The organism is Cohnella phaseoli (assembly GCF_003386235.1).
In the GTDB taxonomy this organism is placed as follows: domain Bacteria; phylum Bacillota; class Bacilli; order Paenibacillales; family Paenibacillaceae; genus Cohnella; species Cohnella phaseoli.
On the sequence record NZ_QRDZ01000004.1, the window covers coordinates 118,494 to 137,157 of the forward strand.

Annotated in this window: 13 protein-coding genes; all 13 read left to right on the forward strand. The window is 54.3% G+C overall.

Annotated elements, in window-relative coordinates; translation table 11 throughout:
- Positions 1–11 precede the first annotated feature (11 nt).
- The 13 genes from DFP98_RS06805 (at position 12) to DFP98_RS06870 (ending at position 18,651) form a co-directional block, all read left to right on the forward strand.
- A complete protein-coding gene (locus DFP98_RS06805; RefSeq protein WP_116059817.1) occupies positions 12–1,379 on the forward strand; it encodes an alpha-L-fucosidase in 1,368 nt (455 codons plus the stop codon).
- 64 nt (positions 1,380–1,443) lie between these two features.
- Positions 1,444–3,990: a GxGYxYP domain-containing protein gene (locus tag DFP98_RS06810; RefSeq protein ID WP_116059818.1), complete on the forward strand. Its 2,547-nt coding sequence runs from the start codon at positions 1,444–1,446 to the stop codon at positions 3,988–3,990.
- An 18-nt stretch (positions 3,991–4,008) separates the two neighbouring features.
- Complete coding sequence (locus DFP98_RS06815; protein WP_116059819.1) at positions 4,009–6,000, forward strand: alpha-L-fucosidase; 1,992 nt, start codon at positions 4,009–4,011, stop codon at positions 5,998–6,000.
- 267 nt (positions 6,001–6,267) lie between these two features.
- Complete coding sequence (locus DFP98_RS06820; RefSeq protein WP_116059820.1) at positions 6,268–7,089, forward strand: SDR family NAD(P)-dependent oxidoreductase; 822 nt, start codon at positions 6,268–6,270, stop codon at positions 7,087–7,089.
- Between the two features lie 257 nt (positions 7,090–7,346).
- Positions 7,347–7,571, forward strand: coding sequence for a twin-arginine translocase TatA/TatE family subunit (gene tatA / locus DFP98_RS06830; RefSeq protein ID WP_116059822.1), 225 nt, complete (start codon positions 7,347–7,349; stop codon positions 7,569–7,571).
- Positions 7,572–7,674: 103 nt separating this feature from the next.
- Complete coding sequence (gene tatC, locus DFP98_RS06835; protein ID WP_116059823.1) at positions 7,675–8,454, forward strand: twin-arginine translocase subunit TatC; 780 nt, start codon at positions 7,675–7,677, stop codon at positions 8,452–8,454.
- Between the two features lie 267 nt (positions 8,455–8,721).
- Positions 8,722–9,723 carry a zinc-dependent alcohol dehydrogenase gene (locus tag DFP98_RS06840; RefSeq protein WP_181917525.1) on the forward strand — a complete coding sequence of 334 codons (1,002 nt, stop codon included), beginning with the start codon at positions 8,722–8,724 and terminating at the stop codon, positions 9,721–9,723.
- A 148-nt stretch (positions 9,724–9,871) separates the two neighbouring features.
- Positions 9,872–12,139, forward strand: a complete 2,268-nt coding sequence (locus DFP98_RS06845; RefSeq protein WP_116059825.1) for an alpha-L-rhamnosidase-related protein — start codon at positions 9,872–9,874, stop codon at positions 12,137–12,139.
- Between the two features lie 4 nt (positions 12,140–12,143).
- Positions 12,144–14,129, forward strand: a complete 1,986-nt coding sequence (locus DFP98_RS06850; protein WP_116059826.1) for a hypothetical protein — start codon at positions 12,144–12,146, stop codon at positions 14,127–14,129.
- A 33-nt stretch (positions 14,130–14,162) separates the two neighbouring features.
- Positions 14,163–15,638, forward strand: coding sequence for an extracellular solute-binding protein (locus DFP98_RS06855; RefSeq protein WP_116059827.1), 1,476 nt, complete (start codon positions 14,163–14,165; stop codon positions 15,636–15,638).
- A gap of 75 nt (positions 15,639–15,713) precedes the next feature.
- The gene (locus DFP98_RS06860) at positions 15,714–16,622 is read left to right on the forward strand and encodes a carbohydrate ABC transporter permease (RefSeq protein WP_116059828.1); all 909 of its coding nucleotides are present in this window, start codon (positions 15,714–15,716) and stop codon (positions 16,620–16,622) included.
- A gap of 13 nt (positions 16,623–16,635) precedes the next feature.
- On the forward strand, positions 16,636–17,466 hold the full coding sequence (locus tag DFP98_RS06865; RefSeq protein ID WP_116059829.1) for a carbohydrate ABC transporter permease: 831 nt from the start codon (positions 16,636–16,638) through the stop codon (positions 17,464–17,466).
- A gap of 21 nt (positions 17,467–17,487) precedes the next feature.
- Positions 17,488–18,651, forward strand: a complete 1,164-nt coding sequence (locus DFP98_RS06870) for a Gfo/Idh/MocA family protein (RefSeq protein ID WP_116060006.1) — start codon at positions 17,488–17,490, stop codon at positions 18,649–18,651.
- The last annotated feature ends 13 nt before the right edge of the window (positions 18,652–18,664 follow it).

The following is an 18,664-nucleotide window of genomic DNA, read 5'->3' on the forward strand; positions in this document are numbered from 1 at the left end:
AGACATGATAAATGGCAGACTATGCATCCAAATGGCAATCGATCGACGACAGAGCCATTCCGGCTTGGTTTGACGAAGCGAAATTCGGCATTTTCATTCACTGGGGCATCTATTCCGTTCCTTCTTGGGGGCCGAAACGGGACAGCGTAAATACCTCGGGGGAGGCTTACGCGGAATGGTACGGCAGCGCGGTGCGCCATGCCGGCGGGCAATACGAGGCCTTTCATAAGCGCGTGTATGGCGAGAAAAAGCGGTACGAGGACTTTGTCTCCGATTTCAAGGCGGAGCTGTTCGAGCCGCAGCGTTGGGCTTCGCTGTTCAAGCGGGCGGGGGCCAAATACGTCGTGTTGACCGCCAAGCACCACGATGCCTTCTGTTTATGGCCGAGCGCGTACCGCTGGAATTGGAACAGCAAGGATATCGGGCCGGGCAGGGATCTATTCGGCGAACTGGCGACGGCGGTGCGCGGTCAGGGGTTGCGGATGGGCGCTTATTACTCGCTGCTGGAATGGTTCAACCCGCTGTATTCGATATCGCCGGAGCGGTATGCCCGCGCGGAGATGATTCCGCAAATGAAGGAGCTTATCCAGGCATATTCGCCTTCAGTGCTGTTCACGGACGGGGAATGGGAGCATGACAGCGAGGTATGGGGCAGTCGCGATTTTCTGGAATGGCTGTTTACGGAATCTCCCGTTGCCCAAGAGGTTGTCGTAAACGACCGTTGGGGCAAAGAAACTCGCGGCAATCACGGAGGTTATTTTACGACGGAATACGGCGAAGTCGGCTTCGGGCCGGACGGTCAAGAGTTGAAAATGAGCAGACCTCGCAAGTGGGAGGAGAACAGAGGCATCGGCGCCTCCTTCGGCTACAACCGCAATGAGACGCTGGACGATTATATGACGGAACGCCAACTGATTCATCTGCTCGTCGACACGGTCAGCAAAGGCGGCAATCTGATGCTGAACGTCGGTCCGACCGCGGACGGCCGTATTCCGGTCATTATGGAAGAGCGGCTTGTGCAGGTCGGCGATTGGCTTGCCGTTAACGGAGAAGCGATCTATGGGACGTCGGCGTGGCGAACGAGTCAACAAGGCGAGCACGTGCGTTTTACGGCCAAAGGGGACACCGTCTACGCCATTTGCTTGAAATGGCCGGGGCGCGAGCTGGTGCTGGAAACGGCGGGACTGTTCGAGGCGGGGGAATCGACGAGCGAATTCGAGGCGACGGAGGCGAGGTTGCTCGGTCATGAAGGGCCTCCCTTGCGGACGGCTGTCAAGGACGGCAGGTTGATCGTCAAGCTGCCCGAGCTTGAGGGCTCCGGCGACGATTTGCCTTGCAGGCATGCGTATACGATTGCCATTCGACGCGCTGGCAAGTGAAAGCCAGCGAGCGGGATTCATGGACGCTGGTTAAGAGTTGAAACGCGACAAGGAGGAAGCGATCATGCGGTTGTCAGTTGTAAGGATGGGTTTTCGTAAATGGGGACTTGCACTGCTCCTTGGCTTTACCGGTTGGCTGCTGCTCGCGGAAGCTCCGGAGGCGGGCGCCGCCGTTTTCCCGCGGGCAAGCCAGGAGCCTGCTTCGACGATTCAATATATCGATATGGAAAGCAGCGCCTACGATTTGACCGACCTGTTCATGGTAAAGTCGCTTCAAGGGCTGGTCAACCGAGAGGAGCCGCGCATCTGGGTGCTGAAAAATCCGCTGCATATTTACGACACTGGCCCCGGGCACAGCGCCAACTCGGTTATGGTAAACCGAACGTTTTGGTTCAACCGTCTCAGCGGCTATACGAAGGTGCAGCAGACAGATCCGTACGAGCTTGTTGATCTGTTCGCCAGTGAGTTGGACGGGGCAATCTTGTATGACGAGGATATTTTGAACCCGTCCGGTACGGGCAACAGCGGAAGCTTCTATTACTATACGGGAGATCACTCTTCCTACGCAGAGCCGAACAAAAGTTTCGTGCCGTCGGAGACGCGAGTCGCCAACCTGAACGTCACGGCGATGCTCAGTGCCAAGTACAATGCGATCGCCCTGACGGCAGAGCAGCTTGAGACGCTGGAAGACGAATACGATGTTAAGCTGACTGTGCTGGCGGACGTTCGGGCGCTCGGACTGGACTCGTGGAAAGAGGCTTACGAATACGCGCTTGAAGAGCTTGCGCCGGAGATGCGAACCGACATTCTGGCGAACAATCCCAATTACAGTCTGGCTATGTTCGATTACCTGATCGCAAACCGGATTTTCACCTTTAATATGAAAGGTGATCCGGCAGCCGGAACGGGACTGAGCGCAAGCGAAAAAGCACTGACCGACGATATGGTCGCGCTTGCGGACGGCGTAGCGCCCGTCATCGGCGTATGGGGAGGAACGACGGACGAAGACGCGTTCGGGCGTTATCTGAACGACAAGGGGAAGTTCGCGATGGTAGCGAGCGAGAGTTTTAATCTGAGCTGGATCAGCGGACTTCCGATGGTGCGGCCTTCTGCATCGGAAAATCCGCGAACTCTCGTATTCGATCCAACCAAGGTGTATATCAGCTTTACGGAAACCGACGGTGATACGCTGCTGTTTCCGCAGCTCAAGTTTCCGACCTGGTTTGGGCTTGCGGATCGCGAGGACTATCCGATCGCCTGGGAGCTGACGCCGACGCTGCAGGAGCTCGACCCGCTTGCCGGCGCTTTCTATTCCGCAGAGCGTGGTCTGAATAGCTATGTGACGTCGGTGACGGGACTCGGCTACATCAAGTATCCGATGCCGGCGCCATACCGCGACGATTATTTTGCCTTAACGGACGATTACATGATCTACAATCGTTACCGCACGCTCAGGACGATGAACTACGATCGCTTCGACGCCAAGGCCTATACGGCGATTCCAAGCGTCGAGGGCGTATTCGCAGGCTACGGCGGCCTCGATGCCGGCAGGCCGGACGTAGCGAGCAACAAGGAAACGCATTTCATGTATAGGGGCAAGCCGATCTTCATCACTTATTCGTATTTCGACGGGGCGGACATTGCGGCCTACGATGGGGACGGACCGGCCTTTTTCAACGTCGGAGCCCAATACATCAACACCGAACTGTTGACGGACTATATCGACAATCTGCCGGGCAATTTCGTAGTCGTCACGCCGGGGGAGATGATCGACCTGTATGTGCAATATGCCGAGGCTAAATTTGCCGACATTACGGAGGCCGGGTTTCTGGCCAGCTTCACCCATGACGAGAGCGGCTTTATCGACGAGGACAACGGCAGCTATATCGCGAGCGGCGACCGCCGGGTCGCGGACGGCGGCCAAAGCTGGGGGTATAAGTTCGATCTTGACGATGCCGCGACGGAGTTGGAAGTGCAGCTCGATATCGCCAACAACTACGTCGTCGAAGCGTCGGTCGACAAAAGCGTCTGGACGCTCGAAGCCCAGGCTGCGTCCGATGTTCACGATGCCAGCAACCGGCAGACGATCGCGCTGGATTTGAGCGCTTACCTGACCGCCAATCCGTCCAAAACCGTCTATCTTCGGTTCCGCGACGGATCCCCAACCGACGGCTGGGGGCCGAGTCTGTTCAGCGTCAGCGTAAACGGCGGAGAAATCGAAGGATTGCCGCCCCGCGATCATTTGAGGGAAGGCCGCATGCTGTCCGACGGCGAGTTCCTGGTATCTCCATCGGGCGCGTATTGTCTGACCGTGCAGAGCGACGGCAATTTCGTCCTGTACAGCGGACCGAATCCCGCCGCCAATACCGGCGTTGTCTGGCAGTCGGGCGTTACGGGAACGGTTGGAGACTATTTCGGCATCATGCAGACCGACGGCAACTTCGTGGTGTACAAAGGGACGGGGCCTTCCGACAATCAGGGCTATATATGGTCTACCGGCACGAACGGAAACTTCCCGGCATTTTTGACCGTGAAGAATGACGGAAAGGTCTATATCTACGAAGGAACGGGTCCGGAAAATACGGGAAGCGTGCTCTGGTCGGAGCCGTAAGCAGGGGAGAGCGACAACGTGTTCGATCGTAAAAATGCATTTTTTGGCCTTCATTTCGATTTGCATCCGGAGAAGGAGGATCACGCGCTCGGCGCCGACGTCACCTCCGAAGCTGTCGCAGGTTTGCTGCGGCGCATTCGCCCGGATTTCGTCCATTACGACTGCAAGGGCCATCCCGGCTACGCCGGGTACGACACATCGGTCGGTACGCCGTCGCCCGGCATCGTCAAAGATTCGCTCGCCGTTTGGCGCGAGGAGACCCGTAAGCTGGGCATCGGTCTCGGCGTCCATTATTCCGGCGTCGTTGATCATTTGGCGGTAAGGTCGCGTCCCGATTGGGCCGCAGTCGACCGGTTCGGGCAGCCGGATGCCGAAGCGACAAGCTTGTTTGGCGCTTATGCCGACGAGCTGCTCATTCCGCAGCTGGTCGAAATTGCGGATCGTTACGACGTGGACAGCGTCTGGCTGGACGGCGAATGCTGGGGCGCGAAGCTGGACTACAGTTCTGCGGCGCTGGCTGCCTGGAAAGCCGAGACGGGGTGGGAGGACGCGCCGACGGATCGCGAAGACGACAGATGGCTGCGATGGAAAAATTTTCACCGGGCGCGCTTCGAAGCGTATCTGCGTCGCTGGACGGGCGCCTTGCATGCCATAAGGCCACGGGTTCAGACCGCAAGCAATTGGGCTTTCACGACCATGTGCCCGGTGCCGGTATCCGCCGATATCGATTACCTTTCCGGCGATTTTGATCCGATGCTGTCCGCCGATCGGGCCCGGACGGAAGCGAGATTTTTAACGAACGTCGGCAAGCCGTGGGAGCTGCAATCATGGGGATTCGACAACGCCGACGGACAAGAGGAGCTGCTTAAGACACCTTCGCAGCTCAAGCAGGAAGCCGGAGTCGTGTTGATGCACGGCGGCGGCTACATGCTGTATTACTTGCCGACGCGCTCCGGCTATATCGGCGCCGAGATTGCGGACGTCGCGGCCGAGGTCGCCGCGTTTTGCCGGGAACGGCAGTCGCTATGCCATCGCAGCGTCTCCGTGCCGGAGGTGGCGCTTCTGCATTCCGCAGCCAGCCAATTCGACGTGTCGGATCGGGTCTATACCTGGTGGGATACCCCGCTGATCGAGCTGGAGGGCACGCTGCACGCTTTGCTGGAATCCCATTACTCCGTCGATGTGCTGACGGAATACATGTTGATGGAGCGGATGGAGCAGTTTCCGCTGCTCGTAATCCCCGATTCGCCCGTGCTGGAGGATGCTTTCCGCGAGCGAGTGCTGCAATATGTAGCCGGAGGCGGCAATCTGCTGCTCCTCGGAGAACGCTGCGCCAGGCTGTTCGAAGGCGAGCTCGGGGTAAAGCTGGCCGGAACGCCGAGGCAGTTGCGAGCCCAGCTCGTATCCGCCGACGGTAAAATCGGCTGCCCCGGCAACTGGCAGCCGGTGGAACCGGTCGACGCGGAAGTGTTGGCGATGCGCTATGACGGCGAAGGCGTTCAGGCTCGCAGCGCTTACTTGGACGTTCGGTCGGAAGGGGTATCCGAACGGCATCTGAAGCTGCGCCGCGAAGGCGTTGCCGCCACGCTGAACCGTTACGGTGCCGGGCAAATCGCCGCAGTATACGGCCCGATCGCCAGCCGTTATTTTCACAGCCATCATCCGTTTATGCGCCGTTTTATCGCCGATCTCGCGCATCGGCTGTTTCCTAAGCCCGCGGTTACGACGAATGCGCCTTCCTGCGTCGACCTCGCGCTGCGCAAAGCGGCGGACGGCGCCCTGTGCGTCCATTTGCTCAATCTGGCCAACATGCCGGTAACGAATCGTCGCGCATTTCCCGACATCGTGCCTTCCGTAGGTCCGATCCGGCTGTCGGTGGCGCTGGACCTCCCTCCGAAGTCCGTCGTCTGGGAGCCTGAAGGATCCTGTCCGTCCCATGCCTGGAACGACGGGGAGCTTCAGGTCACGTTGCCTTCGTTGGATATTCACGGAGTACTTGTCATACGTTGATCCTCGCCGGCTGCGGGCCGTGATTCGTCCGCGGCAACGCTCGATCTTCATGACAGAGAACAAAAACAAGCCCGAGGATTAGTCCTCGGGCAGACTGTCGAGAAAGTCTCGGCAGTCTTTATTTTTATCTGGTAATCAGGGCAACCGCCTATACCCAATCGAATAGGGCTATTATTTTTCGAGCGTTCCTTACTCGTGTTTCATGTATAATAATGGGAGAATGTCTCGAACGAATGAAACAAAATCGTTAGGAGAGATGAATGCAAAATGAGTATTTTTCGCGAGAAGGTTTGTTTGGTTACAGGCGGCGGATCTGGGCTTGGCCGGGAAGTATGCAGCCAATTGGCGGATCGTGGAGCTTGCGTGATCGTTGCCGACCTGAATGAAGAAGCCGCACGCGATATCGCACAGAAGATTTCGATTCATGGCGGTACGGCAATCGCTTCCTATGTGGATGTGACAGACCCCAAATCGATAGAAGCACTTATTGATGCGTCATTGGCGCAATACGGAAGATTGGATTATATGTTCAACAATGCCGGCATAACGGTAGTTGGCGAGTTTCGGGACCTGCCGCTTGATGAATTGAAGAAGGTATTGGAAGTCAATTTGACCGGTATTCTTCACGGGTCCCACTATGCCTATCAAGTCATGGCAAAACAAGGATATGGGCATATTGTGAACACCGCTTCCGGCTTTGGCCTTGTGCCAGGTCCGACCAATCTGCCGTATACGATGGCGAAATTCGGTGTTGTCGGGTTGTCGGAGACGATGCGCTGCGAAGGCCTGGATTTGGGTATTAAAGTAAGCGTTATCTGCCCCGGCTACATTCGCACATCCATGATCGACAATATGCGCACTTTCAACGCCGACTCCGCGGATGTCATTTCGCAAATCCCTGCCAAAATGATTGACCCGCAGCAAGCAGCCCGTCTCGTACTTCGGGGAGTCGAGAAAAATCGCGCGATCATTACTTTCCCGTCGTATGTAGGTGTGTTGACCTTCTTGTACAGATGCTTTCCCCGGTTGTTCCTTCGTTACTCTCTCACCACGATCCGCAATTTCAGGAAAATTCGTAAAAAAGAGTGACCCCTGATATTCAGTCGATGGATACGATCAAGTCTTTTTTTATCGAGACAAGTAAGAGCTTCTATGCTGCATTTACTCGGAATATTGTCAAAATCGTGCAAATGAACAAGACAAATCGACGGCATGGTAAGCAAAAGAAGTGTCCGAAAAAGACGATTAAAGACAAAGACGTGCAAAGACGCCCATTCGTTTATGCAGTACGATACAACTAAGCAAAATTGTAAGCGTTTAAATTAAACGAGAACGGAGGTCATACGATGGGCGGTATTGGTGCATCCGGTATTATATTGCTCGTGTTGATCGCATTGCTGTTGTTCGGGCCGAACAAGCTTCCCGAACTTGGCAAAGCGTTCGGTCGCACGTTGCGCGAATTCAAGAAAGGCGCCAACGATTTGTTGGACGATACGAAGCCGGCAAGCCGTGTCGACGTTTCCCCGGAACAACCGGAGCTGCAGAAAGCGGAACGGCGATTGCCGGAATAAGCGAATCTGCTACGAACACATATCATGGGGCCGGCCTCTCGATGCGAAACAATTCTTCGCGCTAGGGGCGGCCCCATTGTCGCGAGGGGGCGAGAGATGAGATATGGCCGAAAACCAAAGCGCGCAGCGCAGTGACGAATGGATGCCACTCACAGAGCATCTCGGCGAGTTGCGCAAACGGATTATTTATTGTTTGATCGTATTCGCGATCGGCCTTGTCGGGGGCTTGTTTGGTTCCCAGCCTGTATTCGATTATTTGGTGGACGCGGCGCCTGAAAAAAACTTGGATCTGCACGCATTCTCGCCATGGGATGCCATCGGGCTTTATATGAAATTTGCTTTTCTGATCTCGTTTATCGTCGCGATTCCATTTGCGATGTTTCAGTTGTGGTTATTCGTGAAACCGGCGTTGGGGGAAAAAGAGCAGAGGGCGACGCTCGTATTCGTTCCTTGGGCGCTTGTTATGTGCCTCGTCGGCTTGGCTTTCTCTTATTTTATCGTCTTTCCGATGGCATTCCTGTTCACGGAGAAGGTCACGTTTAATTTGGGACTTGAGCAGACGTACGGCGTATCGCAATATTTTTCGTTCTTGTTCAACATACTGCTGCCGATCTCTCTTCTGTTCGAGCTTCCGCTCGTGATTTTGTTCCTGAGCCGCATCGGTATTTTGAGCCCGGCACTGCTTGTAAGAATGAGGAAAGTTGCCTGGTTTATTCTGATCGCCATCGGCGTGACGGTTACTCCGCCGGACGTAGTATCGGATTTACTTGTGGCCGTACCGCTCGTGCTATTATACGAAATCAGCGTATTGTTATCCAAGCTTGCCTTTGGAAGAAGACAACGTATGTTGGAGCGTGAAATGGCGGCGATGGATGAAGCGTAATCCGCTTAATATAGAAGACCGTCAGCGAGCGAACTTGTCTCTGACGGTCTTTTATGTTGGACAATTAGCCGTTCAGTCGAAGGTAGCCGAAGCGAAAGTCAGTTTTGTGCAAACGGCGTGTCGGAAACGCCGTCCGGATGCCCGAAGAAAGATCGCTCGATACGCGGCATAAACAATAAACTCTGCAAAGACGCCACCTTGTTTTCACAGTAGGATAAGACTAAACGCAAGGCCAACCTCAAGTGGATGCAAGGAGGAATAGCAACAATGAAAGCGCTACAAATTATCGGCGCCGGACAATTTCGCATCGTGGACGCCGATATGCCCGATCTTCAGGATCATCAGGTACTGGTGGAAATCCAGATGGTGTCGACTTGTCCGCGCTGGGATATCAACATGATGGCCGGCCGAGATATGTTCAATTATGCCAAAGCTCCGGAATATCCTCTGCCGATCGGCTTCCCGGGGCATGAGATGGCGGGCGTCGTCAAAGCAGTTGGGCCAGGCGTTTATCGCTTTGCCGTTGGAGATCGCGTCGCGGCCCTAGAGCATATCGTCCCCAAGGGGGCTTACGCGGAGTACGCCGCTTACCGGGAGGAGGAGCTGATTAAGCTTCCGGACAGCATTACGTTTAAGCAGGCGGTTTCGTTCGAGCTGTTGAAATGCGTGGCCATCGGGATCATGCAGCTCGGCGATCTCAAAGGAAAGTCCGTTCTGATATCGGGACTCGGACCTGCCGGTATCCTGGCCGTTCAGGTGGCCCGCTTGTGGGGGGCTTCTCATGTCGTCGGTATCGACGTCAGCGAGAGCAGGATTCAATACGTTCGGAATCTAGGCCTTGGTACGGTCATGCATGCGAACGAATTGCAGGATCTGCGATTCGAGCTTGGATACGACTGCGTGGGCGCGGCCTCTTCGGTTCAGAATGTACTTGCTCATGTGAACGAGCATGTCGTCATCTTCGGAGTGCTGCATGGAGACATTACCTATCCCGAAGCCTTGTGGGCTCGAGGGACGAAATTGGAATCGTACAAATACAGGCCCGTAGGTCCGCGGGATCATCAGCTGTTAATCGATCTTGTCGTGAACAAGGGACTAAACACCGAATGCCTCCAGACGCATCATGCGTCATTCGCGGATTATGGCCAAGCCATAGAGCTGTTGAACCGGCAGGAAGCGATTAAAGCGTTCTTCTTTCCGCAGGCCGACTTTCAATCGCTTGGCGATCATCTAGGACAATCCGCCGCGGAGTCGAACACATCCGAGTGAGAGGAGGTGGCGTAAGTTGACTAGAACGGCGAATCGTGAGCATTTTAGATCGGCAAGACCCATATGGCCGAAAGACCGAGAGAGGGACAAAAATATCACCGCCGGGTTCAGGGGTTTAGTAACAACGCACAGGGATGCGGGTTTAACGTTGCATATTGCCGCATCGACCCTCTATCGATGCTATATGAACGGCAAGTTCATCGGTCACGGACCTGCCCGCGGACCCCATGGGCATTATCGAGTCGATGTATGGGACCTTAGCGAATACGCGAACGAGGGCGATAACCTCGTAGCCATTGAGGTGGCGGGCTATAATATCAACAGCTATTACGTACTCGATCAGCCATCCTTCCTACAGGCGGAGGTCCGGGCGGGCGAGGAGACTCTTCTGGCGACGGGAGCCGAAGACGGATTCGAGGCGATTCTCTTGAAGGAGCGCGTACAGAAGGTGCAGCGATTCAGCTTCCAGAGAACGTTCGTCGAAGCGTATTCGCTTCAATCGGGCTATGACCGCTGGCGATTTGATGAAAGCGCTCCCTTTAACCGAATTGCTTGTGTGGATACGGCCGCGAAGACATTGATTCCAAGGGGCGTTCCCCTAGCTGAGTTTACCGAGCGTTATCCACTTGCGGTGTACGCGAGGGGAGAAGTGATTCGCCGAAAATCGCAAGGAGCTTATTGGCGCGATCGTTCCTTGACAGGCGTAGGCCCTCAATATGGAGGCTACGAAATGAACGATCTGGCCTTCATTTTGTCGGATGAATTGGCCGATCTGCAGATAAGGAGCCAACGTGTCGTTCAGCAACCGCATACGCAAGAAGATTCTTTGTTGCTCGCTACCCGCGAGTTCGAAATTCTGGACATGGGAATCAACCGGACCGGATTCATTGGCGGTACCGTTCGTTGCTCTTGCAAGACCCTGCTGTACGTGACGTTCGACGAGGTTCTACGGGAAGACGACGTGGATCATTTGCGGTTCGGTTGCGTCAATGCCCTGCGGTATGAGCTTGAACCCGGAACCTACAGGCTGGAATCGTTCGAGCCGTATACGCTGCGCTATATGAAGTGGATCGCAGCCGAAGGGGAATGCGATTTGTCGGGGATATACGTGAGGGAGTATGCGAACGCCGAAGCCGGCAAAGCGCGATTTCAATCCGGCGACGAACGGCTCAATGCGATTTTCGAAGCGGGAAGGGAAACTTTCCGACAGAACGCAGTCGATCTATTCATGGACTGTCCCTCAAGGGAACGCGCCGGGTGGCTTTGCGACAGCTTCTTCATGGGACGGGCGGCATTCAGCTTGACGGGGCAGACGAAGGTGGAGCAAGCCTTCTTCGAGAATTACCTCTTGCCCGATCATTTCCCGCATTTACCCGACGGCATGCTTCCGATGTGCTATCCGGCGGACCATAACGACGGCGTCTTTATTCCGAATTGGTCGCTCTGGTTCGTTATCGAACTGGAGGAGTATCTGGAACGGAGCGGAGACCGGCAATTGATCGAGGCGATGCAGCCGAGAATCATGGAATTGTTCGACTACTTCGAACGTTTCAAGAACGAAGACGGCCTGCTGGAGAGTCTTGAAAGCTGGGTATTCCTGGAGTGGTCCAAAGCGAACGAATTCGTGCAGGACGTCAACTATCCAAGCAATATGCTTTATGCAGCCGCGCTAGCCGCCGCGGGTCGATTATACCGGCTTCCCCGCCTGTTGCAAGAGGCCGAGACGGTGCATGAGACGATCCGGGGACAGTCTTACGATGGAAGCTTTTTTATAGACAATGCAGTGAGGCAGGACGATCAACTCGTCCTTACGAGGAACAGGAGCGAGATTTGTCAGTATTATGCCTTCTACTTCGGAACGGCCAATCCCGGCAGCCATCCCGAGCTGTGGAATACGCTGTTAACTCGGTTCGGGCCGTCCAGAAAACGAATAAATGATTATCCGGACGTTCATGAAGCGAATGCTTTCATCGGGAATTATTTGCGCCTCGAATTGCTGGCAAGGTACGGCTATGCACGGCAGGCGGTGGACGAGTCGGCGGATTACCTGCTGTACATGGCTGAACGAACCGGGACGCTCTGGGAGAACGACGGGGATTACGCCAGCTGCAATCACGGATTCGCTTCCCATGTCGTACACAGCTTGATTCGCGACGTGTTAGGCATCTACCAAATCGACCCGATCGCGCAAACTCTTACGCTGAGGTTCTGCGATCTGGAAATTTCCTTCTGCAAGGGGGTGCTGCCTCTAGGGGACGGTGCGGTTCGCTTAGAGTGGACCAAGGCGAACGGACGAGTGGAATACCGGTTCGACGCTCCTCCGGGCTACAAGGTGAAAGTCGAGAATTTAACCGGACTACCGCTTTACGGCAAGATGGATGAATCGGCGATATTTTATACTTCCGAGGAGGAATGAAGGAATGTCGAATCATGATGGGTTTTCCATCCCTGAAGGGAACAGCTCCTCTGAGCTGAGCAGTAAGTTGGACCAAGCGCTCGCAAAGCCGATTAGCCGAAGGAAGATGATGACGGCGCTAGGGCTGACCGGACTCTCGTTAATGGCAGGCGGCAAAATCTCCTACGCCCGATCCGCTACCCTGACCGAGAACATGAAGCTCAAATTAACGGATCCGCTAGACGCTGCCGACGTCAATGCCAACTTCGACCAGATCGATCAGGAGCTCGGCGGTCGCGCCGTTACGCCGGATTTCTACAAGGTCGGTACGGGCCCGGACGACACGGAGGCCGTTCAAGCGGCATTCGACTCAGGCCGCACGGTCGTCTTTACGCGAAACTATTATGTCAGATCGGTAGAGATGAAGGGCGACACGCAAACTATCAACTTCAACGGGTATTGGCTGATTGGAATTACGGGAAGCGGGGATTCCGTCTCCGATAAGGACGCGATACTCAAAATTACGGGCATCTACCTGGAGCTCTACGATATCAAAATCAACGGTCAATTCAACCTGAATTATCGCGCAGCGATTCATTGGTATTCGCGTCCGGGTTATCCCCAGGCCGGCTTTATTAACGTGTACGGCATGTATATCCGGGATATTCTCGTAGGCATTCAGTACGGCGCTTGGCTGGATGATCCGAGCCCCCACGACGCGCCTCAGAGCGAGAATTATTTGTACGGTTTTCGCTGCCGAAGCTTGCAGAATTGCATCGTCAGCAATCAGCCGAACGGCTTCCTCAAGATATCCGGAAGCACGATCGATTGCCATCAGAGGGAATGGGTTTTTCAAGCGGGCAACCCGTTCAGCATTCCGGCTTCGACCGTCATTACGTGCAAGATCGGCCAGATCTCGGTCGAAGACAGCGAGCTGTTGAAAGTGGAATATTTGGAGGGATGCGGACTTGAGGGCCGTAACCTCGTTGTTTCGAACTGCGTCATCGAAATGCCCTGTACATGGGTGAAGGCCGAGGGAGACGTGACGATTGACGTCGTTCACGGGGGATTTATGGGCGGAAATTCCGGATTGCCGATGTTCCAGATCGCTCCGGGCTCAACAGGCTCCCTAAGAATTCAGAATGTTCGGATGTCGCGAAGCGCGGGCGTAGGAGGCTACTTGGATAATTATATCGTAGCCGGGCTGGACAGCTCTCCAAACTACAACGTGAGCATAGCCCGATGCGATCTGGGAGAGTGGGCGCCTTACTACATTGCTTTGTCTAGGGAAAGAAGCCGCGTATTCGTTCAGGATACCCACTTTACCTATACGGCGGGAGGCGCCTCGCAGCGTCATACGATTCACGACAAGAAGGATTACGTCAATCTGATCGCTTCGGTCGACACGACCGGCGAGAATATGGCGACAACCGCGAATACGGCGGATAAGTCCGGCTGGGTATGGACCAATTTGTACGGTTCGGGAACCGTCTATTTCCGTAAAACGAGCACGGATATTCCAGCGGGCTACGCAAGCGCGATCGAGGTCGTCGCAACAGGCGAGTCGTTTATTACCTCACAGCCGTTCGCGGTAACCCCGAATGCGTTGGCGGTTTTCCGAATGAAGGCCAAAAGGATCGGCGGCGGAGGTCATGCCGGGACTAAGCTGCTCTGGTTTAAAGCCGACGGCACGGCGTCCGCAACGGCGGAAACCTACTTATTCGGTACTGTGGACATCGGCACCGGCTGGTCGGATTTAATGGTGACGGCCGCCATTCCAGGCGATGCCGCTTACGCCAGAATCAAGCTGACCGCGGAGGTGGGTTCTCTCTTCGCCACCGGCATGGAGTTCAGCACGGTTGTTGACGACAACTATCATAACTCCTTTATTAACGAGTTGAACCGATCGCTGGACGTGGCCGGCGAGGGCTTTATTCTGAAGGCGCCGAACGGTTCGCGCTATAAGATCACGGTGGATAATAGCGGGACGCTTACGGCAGCCCCTTATTAAAAATAAACTTAGAAACACGGGAGGGTCTAAACGATGTACAAAAGAATGACATGGAGTTCCCTGGCGCTCATCCTCTGCATAGCCCTGTTTGCTACCGGATGTTCGAAGGCCGCCGATACGAAGGAAACGCAGAGCCCCAGTAATGCAGCTTCCGGGACTACGGCACCCACGGCGAGCGAACAGTCGTCCGGGGAAGAGGCGAACTACGAGAACGGACTGCCTAAAAACGAAAAAGTGACGTTAAAGGTCGGGTTGCTTGAATCCGGCTATGGGAGAGAATGGTTCGATTATGCCGTCAAGCTCTTCACGGATAAATATCCGAACGTAAAATTCGATATTACGGCTTCTCCGAAGATCGGCGATCTCATCTCGACCAGGGCATCGGCCGGCAACGACGACGATATGTTCGATTTGTTCTACGGCGCTACCTGGACGGAATACGTAAATGCCAACAAGCTGGAGCCGGTAACCGATATTTTCGAGATGTCGCCGGACGACGCGCCGGGTCAGAAGCTGAACGATCTGATCGTTCCGGGCTTCAACGATCCCGAGAAATATTATAAAGAGAATGCCTGGGTGTTCCCGATCGCGAACTACGTCGGCGGCATGTTCTTCGATCAGAAGCTGTTCGACGAGAACGGCTGGAACAAAAACCCCAAAACTTACGACGAATTTATTCAACTTTGCGAAGCGATTATGAGCAAAGGCATTGACCCGATCGTGTATGCCGGCTTGTACAATTATGCGCAGTTCGCTTTCGATACGAAAATATTCGAAATAGCCGATGAGAACGGAAACAAGCAATTCCGCAACGATTTCGAGTATTTCAACGGTCCGCAAAATACGTCTCCGGAAAACATCGAGGTGTACAAACGACTGTACGACATGGGTAAGAAGGGGTATATCAGCAAGAAAAGCGTAGGCATGAATCATACGCAATCGCAAATGCTCGTCCTTCAGCATAAAGCGGCGATGGTGCCGTCGGGCGACTGGATCGAGAACGAGATGAAGGAATCCGCGCCGGACGACTTCCAATGGGGCTATATGGCGGTTCCGTTCACGAATAATCCGAACGGTCCGATCTATATGACCAACGGATTGAGCTATTCCTTCGAGATTTGGGCGGCCAAGCCGGAATTGAACAAGAAATGGGCGAAGCAGTTCCTCCTCTCGCTTATGTCGAACGAAGTCCAACAGGAGCTGGTCGAGAAGGGCGGAGCGCTTCCGCTCCGCAAGGATTACTTGGATGTTCCGACGCGGGCGGACAATATGAAGCCGCTGCAGAAATCGATCGCTACGTATCTGAAGGAGAATCAAGTCGTGCTGGAGCTGAAGAATCGCAAGCTCGAGCTCACGCATGCCGATTACGCGGCGTCGCTCAAGGTCATTGTAGACAACATGGCTCTCGTGCTGACGGGACAGGAAGAACCTGAGCCGATCCTGCAACAAGCGGAGAAGCTGCTGCAGAACGCCATTTCAAGCGACAAGAAAGCTCAAAACAAAGAGTAGACGGATTACGAAGCGGTCGAAAGGCAGTCATTCGGACTGCCTTTCGACCGTGATATACGGGGAGAGAAGACCACTATGTATCTCTTGAAAAGCGCACGGTTTCAAAAAGCGATATTTCTCTTCATTGTCGTGGCCCCGGCGTTTGCAGCCTATGTGTTATTCACGCTCTATCCGAATGCCCTCTCCATCTATTATTCCTTCTTGGATTGGGACGGGATAGGCGCCAAAACCTTCATTGGATGGGACAATTATATTCGGCTGTTCGAGGATCCGTTCATCTTGCGGGCTTTACAGCACAATCTGATATTGCTCGTTACGGTCATTCCCATTACGCTTACGATCTCGTTGGTACTGGCCGATCTTCTCGTCAACCGCGCATTTGCGGAAAATTCGTTCTATAAAGTCCTTTATTTTTTCCCGAACGTGCTGTCTCTCGTCGTCATTGCTCTAGTCTGGTCGTTTATCTACGACGGTACCTTCGGTTTGCTGAACGGCCTGCTCCGCTTGTTCGGCCTTGGAGGAGAGCATAACTGGCTGGGCAGTAAAAGCACGGCGCTGCTCTCCATGATTCCGTTATACGTGTGGTGTTACGTCGGGTTTTACGTCGTCATCTTCATGAATGCCATGCAAGGCATCCCTAAGTCTCTGTACGAATCCGCCATTTTGGACGGAATCACGCATATGCAACGGTTTACGAAGATTACGCTTCCTTTGCTGTCCGGCGTCATTCGCGTCGGGACGATCTTCCTGATGCTGTCCGTGATCAAAGGCTTCGAATATATGTTCATCATGACCAAGGGCGGTCCCGGCGGATCGACGGATGTTATCTCTCTCTATATGTTCAACCTGGCTTTCGGAGGTCTGAACCTCGGTCAGCATATTTACGGCTACGCCTCCACGATCGGCATGATGATCTTCGTCCTGCTCGTCGGTCTAAAGCTGGTCGTAGACAAATTCTTCGCCAAAGACAGCATCGAGTATTGAAAGGAGGGGCTCTATGAGAACCCGGGTCACTTCATGGCTATGGCGCATGGTGCTGTTCGTCTGGGCGCTTACCGTCCTGCTTCCGCTATTCTGGATTTTCTACCAATCTCTCAAAACGAATCAAGAGTTTTTCGCCGATATATGGGCCTTCCCCGAGCACCTGAAATGGAGCAATTACGAGAAGGCTTGGACGCGGCTCGGCATCGGCCAATCGGTGGTCAATACTCTTTATTATGTAGGGCTGAGTTTGCTTATTAGTCTGTTCGTCTCCACGGTGAACGCCTACGCCTTTACGCGAATCCAATGGAAGCTGAGGTCCTTGCTGTGGAGCATCATTATGATTTCCTTGTTCCTGCCGGGCATCAACATTCTCGTATCCCAGTATACGTTGATGCGGGCCTTGAATCTGACCGACAGCCTGAATGGACTGGTGCTGCTGGCCGGTCTGCCTGTCGGGGCTTTCGAGCTGCTCCTGCTCGGGAGCTTCATGCGCTCCTTGCCGAAGGAGCTGGACGAAAGCGCGTTTATCGACGGGGCTACGTTATTTCAGGTTTTCCGCAAAATCATCCTGCCTCTGTCGATGCCGGGCATTGTCACGATCGGTATCTTCAAGTTCGTGGGCTTATACAACGATTTCCTGGGTCCCTTTATTCTCATCAGTGATCCAGACAAGTATCCGATTAGCGTGAACATGTATAATGCCAACGCCATGATGGAATTCAAGGCGGATTGGGTGACTCTGCTCGCGGGTCTTGTCATCACGATCATACCTACCGTTATCGTTTACGTGTTGTTTCAGAGAAGAATCATAGAAGGCGCCACAATGGGCGGAGTCAAAGGCTAAATGGGATCGGGAGTGAAACGCATGAGTAGAGTAGGGGTAATCGGGTACGGTCATCAAGTCAAAAGGCTTCTGGAGATGATGCAGGAGATGGATAGCGGTTGCCGAATTTCGGCGATAGCCGACGTCCGCCATCAGGAAATCCGCGAGCGAATGAAAGCGGACGGGGTCGACCCGTCGGGGATTTCATTTTACGAGAACGCGGACGATATGCTGAACGGGGGGGATCTCGACGGCGTATTCGTCGGAACGCGCTGCTCTCTTCATACCCCCATGGCCTTAAAAGTGTTGCCCAGGCGAATTCCGCTTTACCTGGAGAAACCGGTCGCCACAACGATGGAGGACCTGGTGAAGCTAAGGGAGGCGGACGCTTTATACGGCGGCAAGACGGTCGTATCGTTCCCGCTGCGGGTTACGCATCATGTGCAGCTTGTAAAGGAAATCATCGATTCCGGAAAAATCGGGACGGTGGAGCATGTACAGGCCGTAAATAACGTGAACTACGGCAGTATTTATTATCATGGGTGGTTCCGCGACGAGGCGGAGACGCAAGGCTTGTTCGTACAGAAAGCGACGCATGATTTCGATTATATCAATCATATCCTGGGGCTGAAGCCCGTGACCGTATGCGCGATGACGTCGAAGCAAATTTTCAAGGGGAACAAGCGAGCCGGGCTGCAATGCAAGGATTGCGACGAGACGAGCACATGTTCGGAAAGTCCGGACAATCTTCGGAAGCATGCTTTCGAGGAACCGCTGGGCCCTTACTGCTGCTTCGCGGAGGATACCGGCAACGAGGATTCGGGCAGTGCATTAATCGCCTATGAATCGGGCATGCACGTATCCTATTCGCAAAATTTTTTCGTCAGAAAAAAAGCGGCCGCAAGAGGAGCGCGGTTTCTCGGTTACAAAGGGACAGTCGAATTCGATTGGGCCACGAACCGAATACACGTCTATATGCATCATACGCCTAGAGTCGAATCGTACGAGATCGATAACGAGGCCACGGCAGTCGGCCATGCAGGGGGCGACTCTACGCTGCTGGAGAATTTCATCTCGCTCATGCAGGGAAAGAAGCAAACGTCCGTGTCCACGCTGGAGGATGGCTTGAACAGCACGTTATTGTGCCTGAAGGCCAAGGAATCCGCGGAAACCGGTACCTTCCGCGAAGTCAGGTGGCCGGACTGAAGTTCGGCTGGTC

Excerpts from the sequence above, each read along its gene's own strand:
- DFP98_RS06805 (WP_116059817.1), top strand. The coding sequence starts at position 12 with ATGGCAGACTATGCATCCAAATGGCAATCGATCGACGACAGAGCCATT.
- DFP98_RS06810 (WP_116059818.1), top strand. The coding sequence starts at position 1,444 with ATGCGGTTGTCAGTTGTAAGGATGGGTTTTCGTAAATGGGGACTTGCA.
- DFP98_RS06820 (WP_116059820.1), top strand. The coding sequence starts at position 6,268 with ATGAGTATTTTTCGCGAGAAGGTTTGTTTGGTTACAGGCGGCGGATCT.
- tatA (WP_116059822.1), top strand. The coding sequence starts at position 7,347 with ATGGGCGGTATTGGTGCATCCGGTATTATATTGCTCGTGTTGATCGCA.
- tatC (WP_116059823.1), top strand. The coding sequence starts at position 7,675 with ATGGCCGAAAACCAAAGCGCGCAGCGCAGTGACGAATGGATGCCACTC.
- DFP98_RS06840 (WP_181917525.1), top strand. The coding sequence starts at position 8,722 with ATGAAAGCGCTACAAATTATCGGCGCCGGACAATTTCGCATCGTGGAC.
- DFP98_RS06850 (WP_116059826.1), top strand. The coding sequence starts at position 12,144 with ATGTCGAATCATGATGGGTTTTCCATCCCTGAAGGGAACAGCTCCTCT.
- DFP98_RS06855 (WP_116059827.1), top strand. The coding sequence starts at position 14,163 with ATGTACAAAAGAATGACATGGAGTTCCCTGGCGCTCATCCTCTGCATA.
- DFP98_RS06860 (WP_116059828.1), top strand. The coding sequence starts at position 15,714 with ATGTATCTCTTGAAAAGCGCACGGTTTCAAAAAGCGATATTTCTCTTC.
- DFP98_RS06865 (WP_116059829.1), top strand. The coding sequence starts at position 16,636 with ATGAGAACCCGGGTCACTTCATGGCTATGGCGCATGGTGCTGTTCGTC.
- DFP98_RS06870 (WP_116060006.1), top strand. The coding sequence starts at position 17,488 with ATGAGTAGAGTAGGGGTAATCGGGTACGGTCATCAAGTCAAAAGGCTT.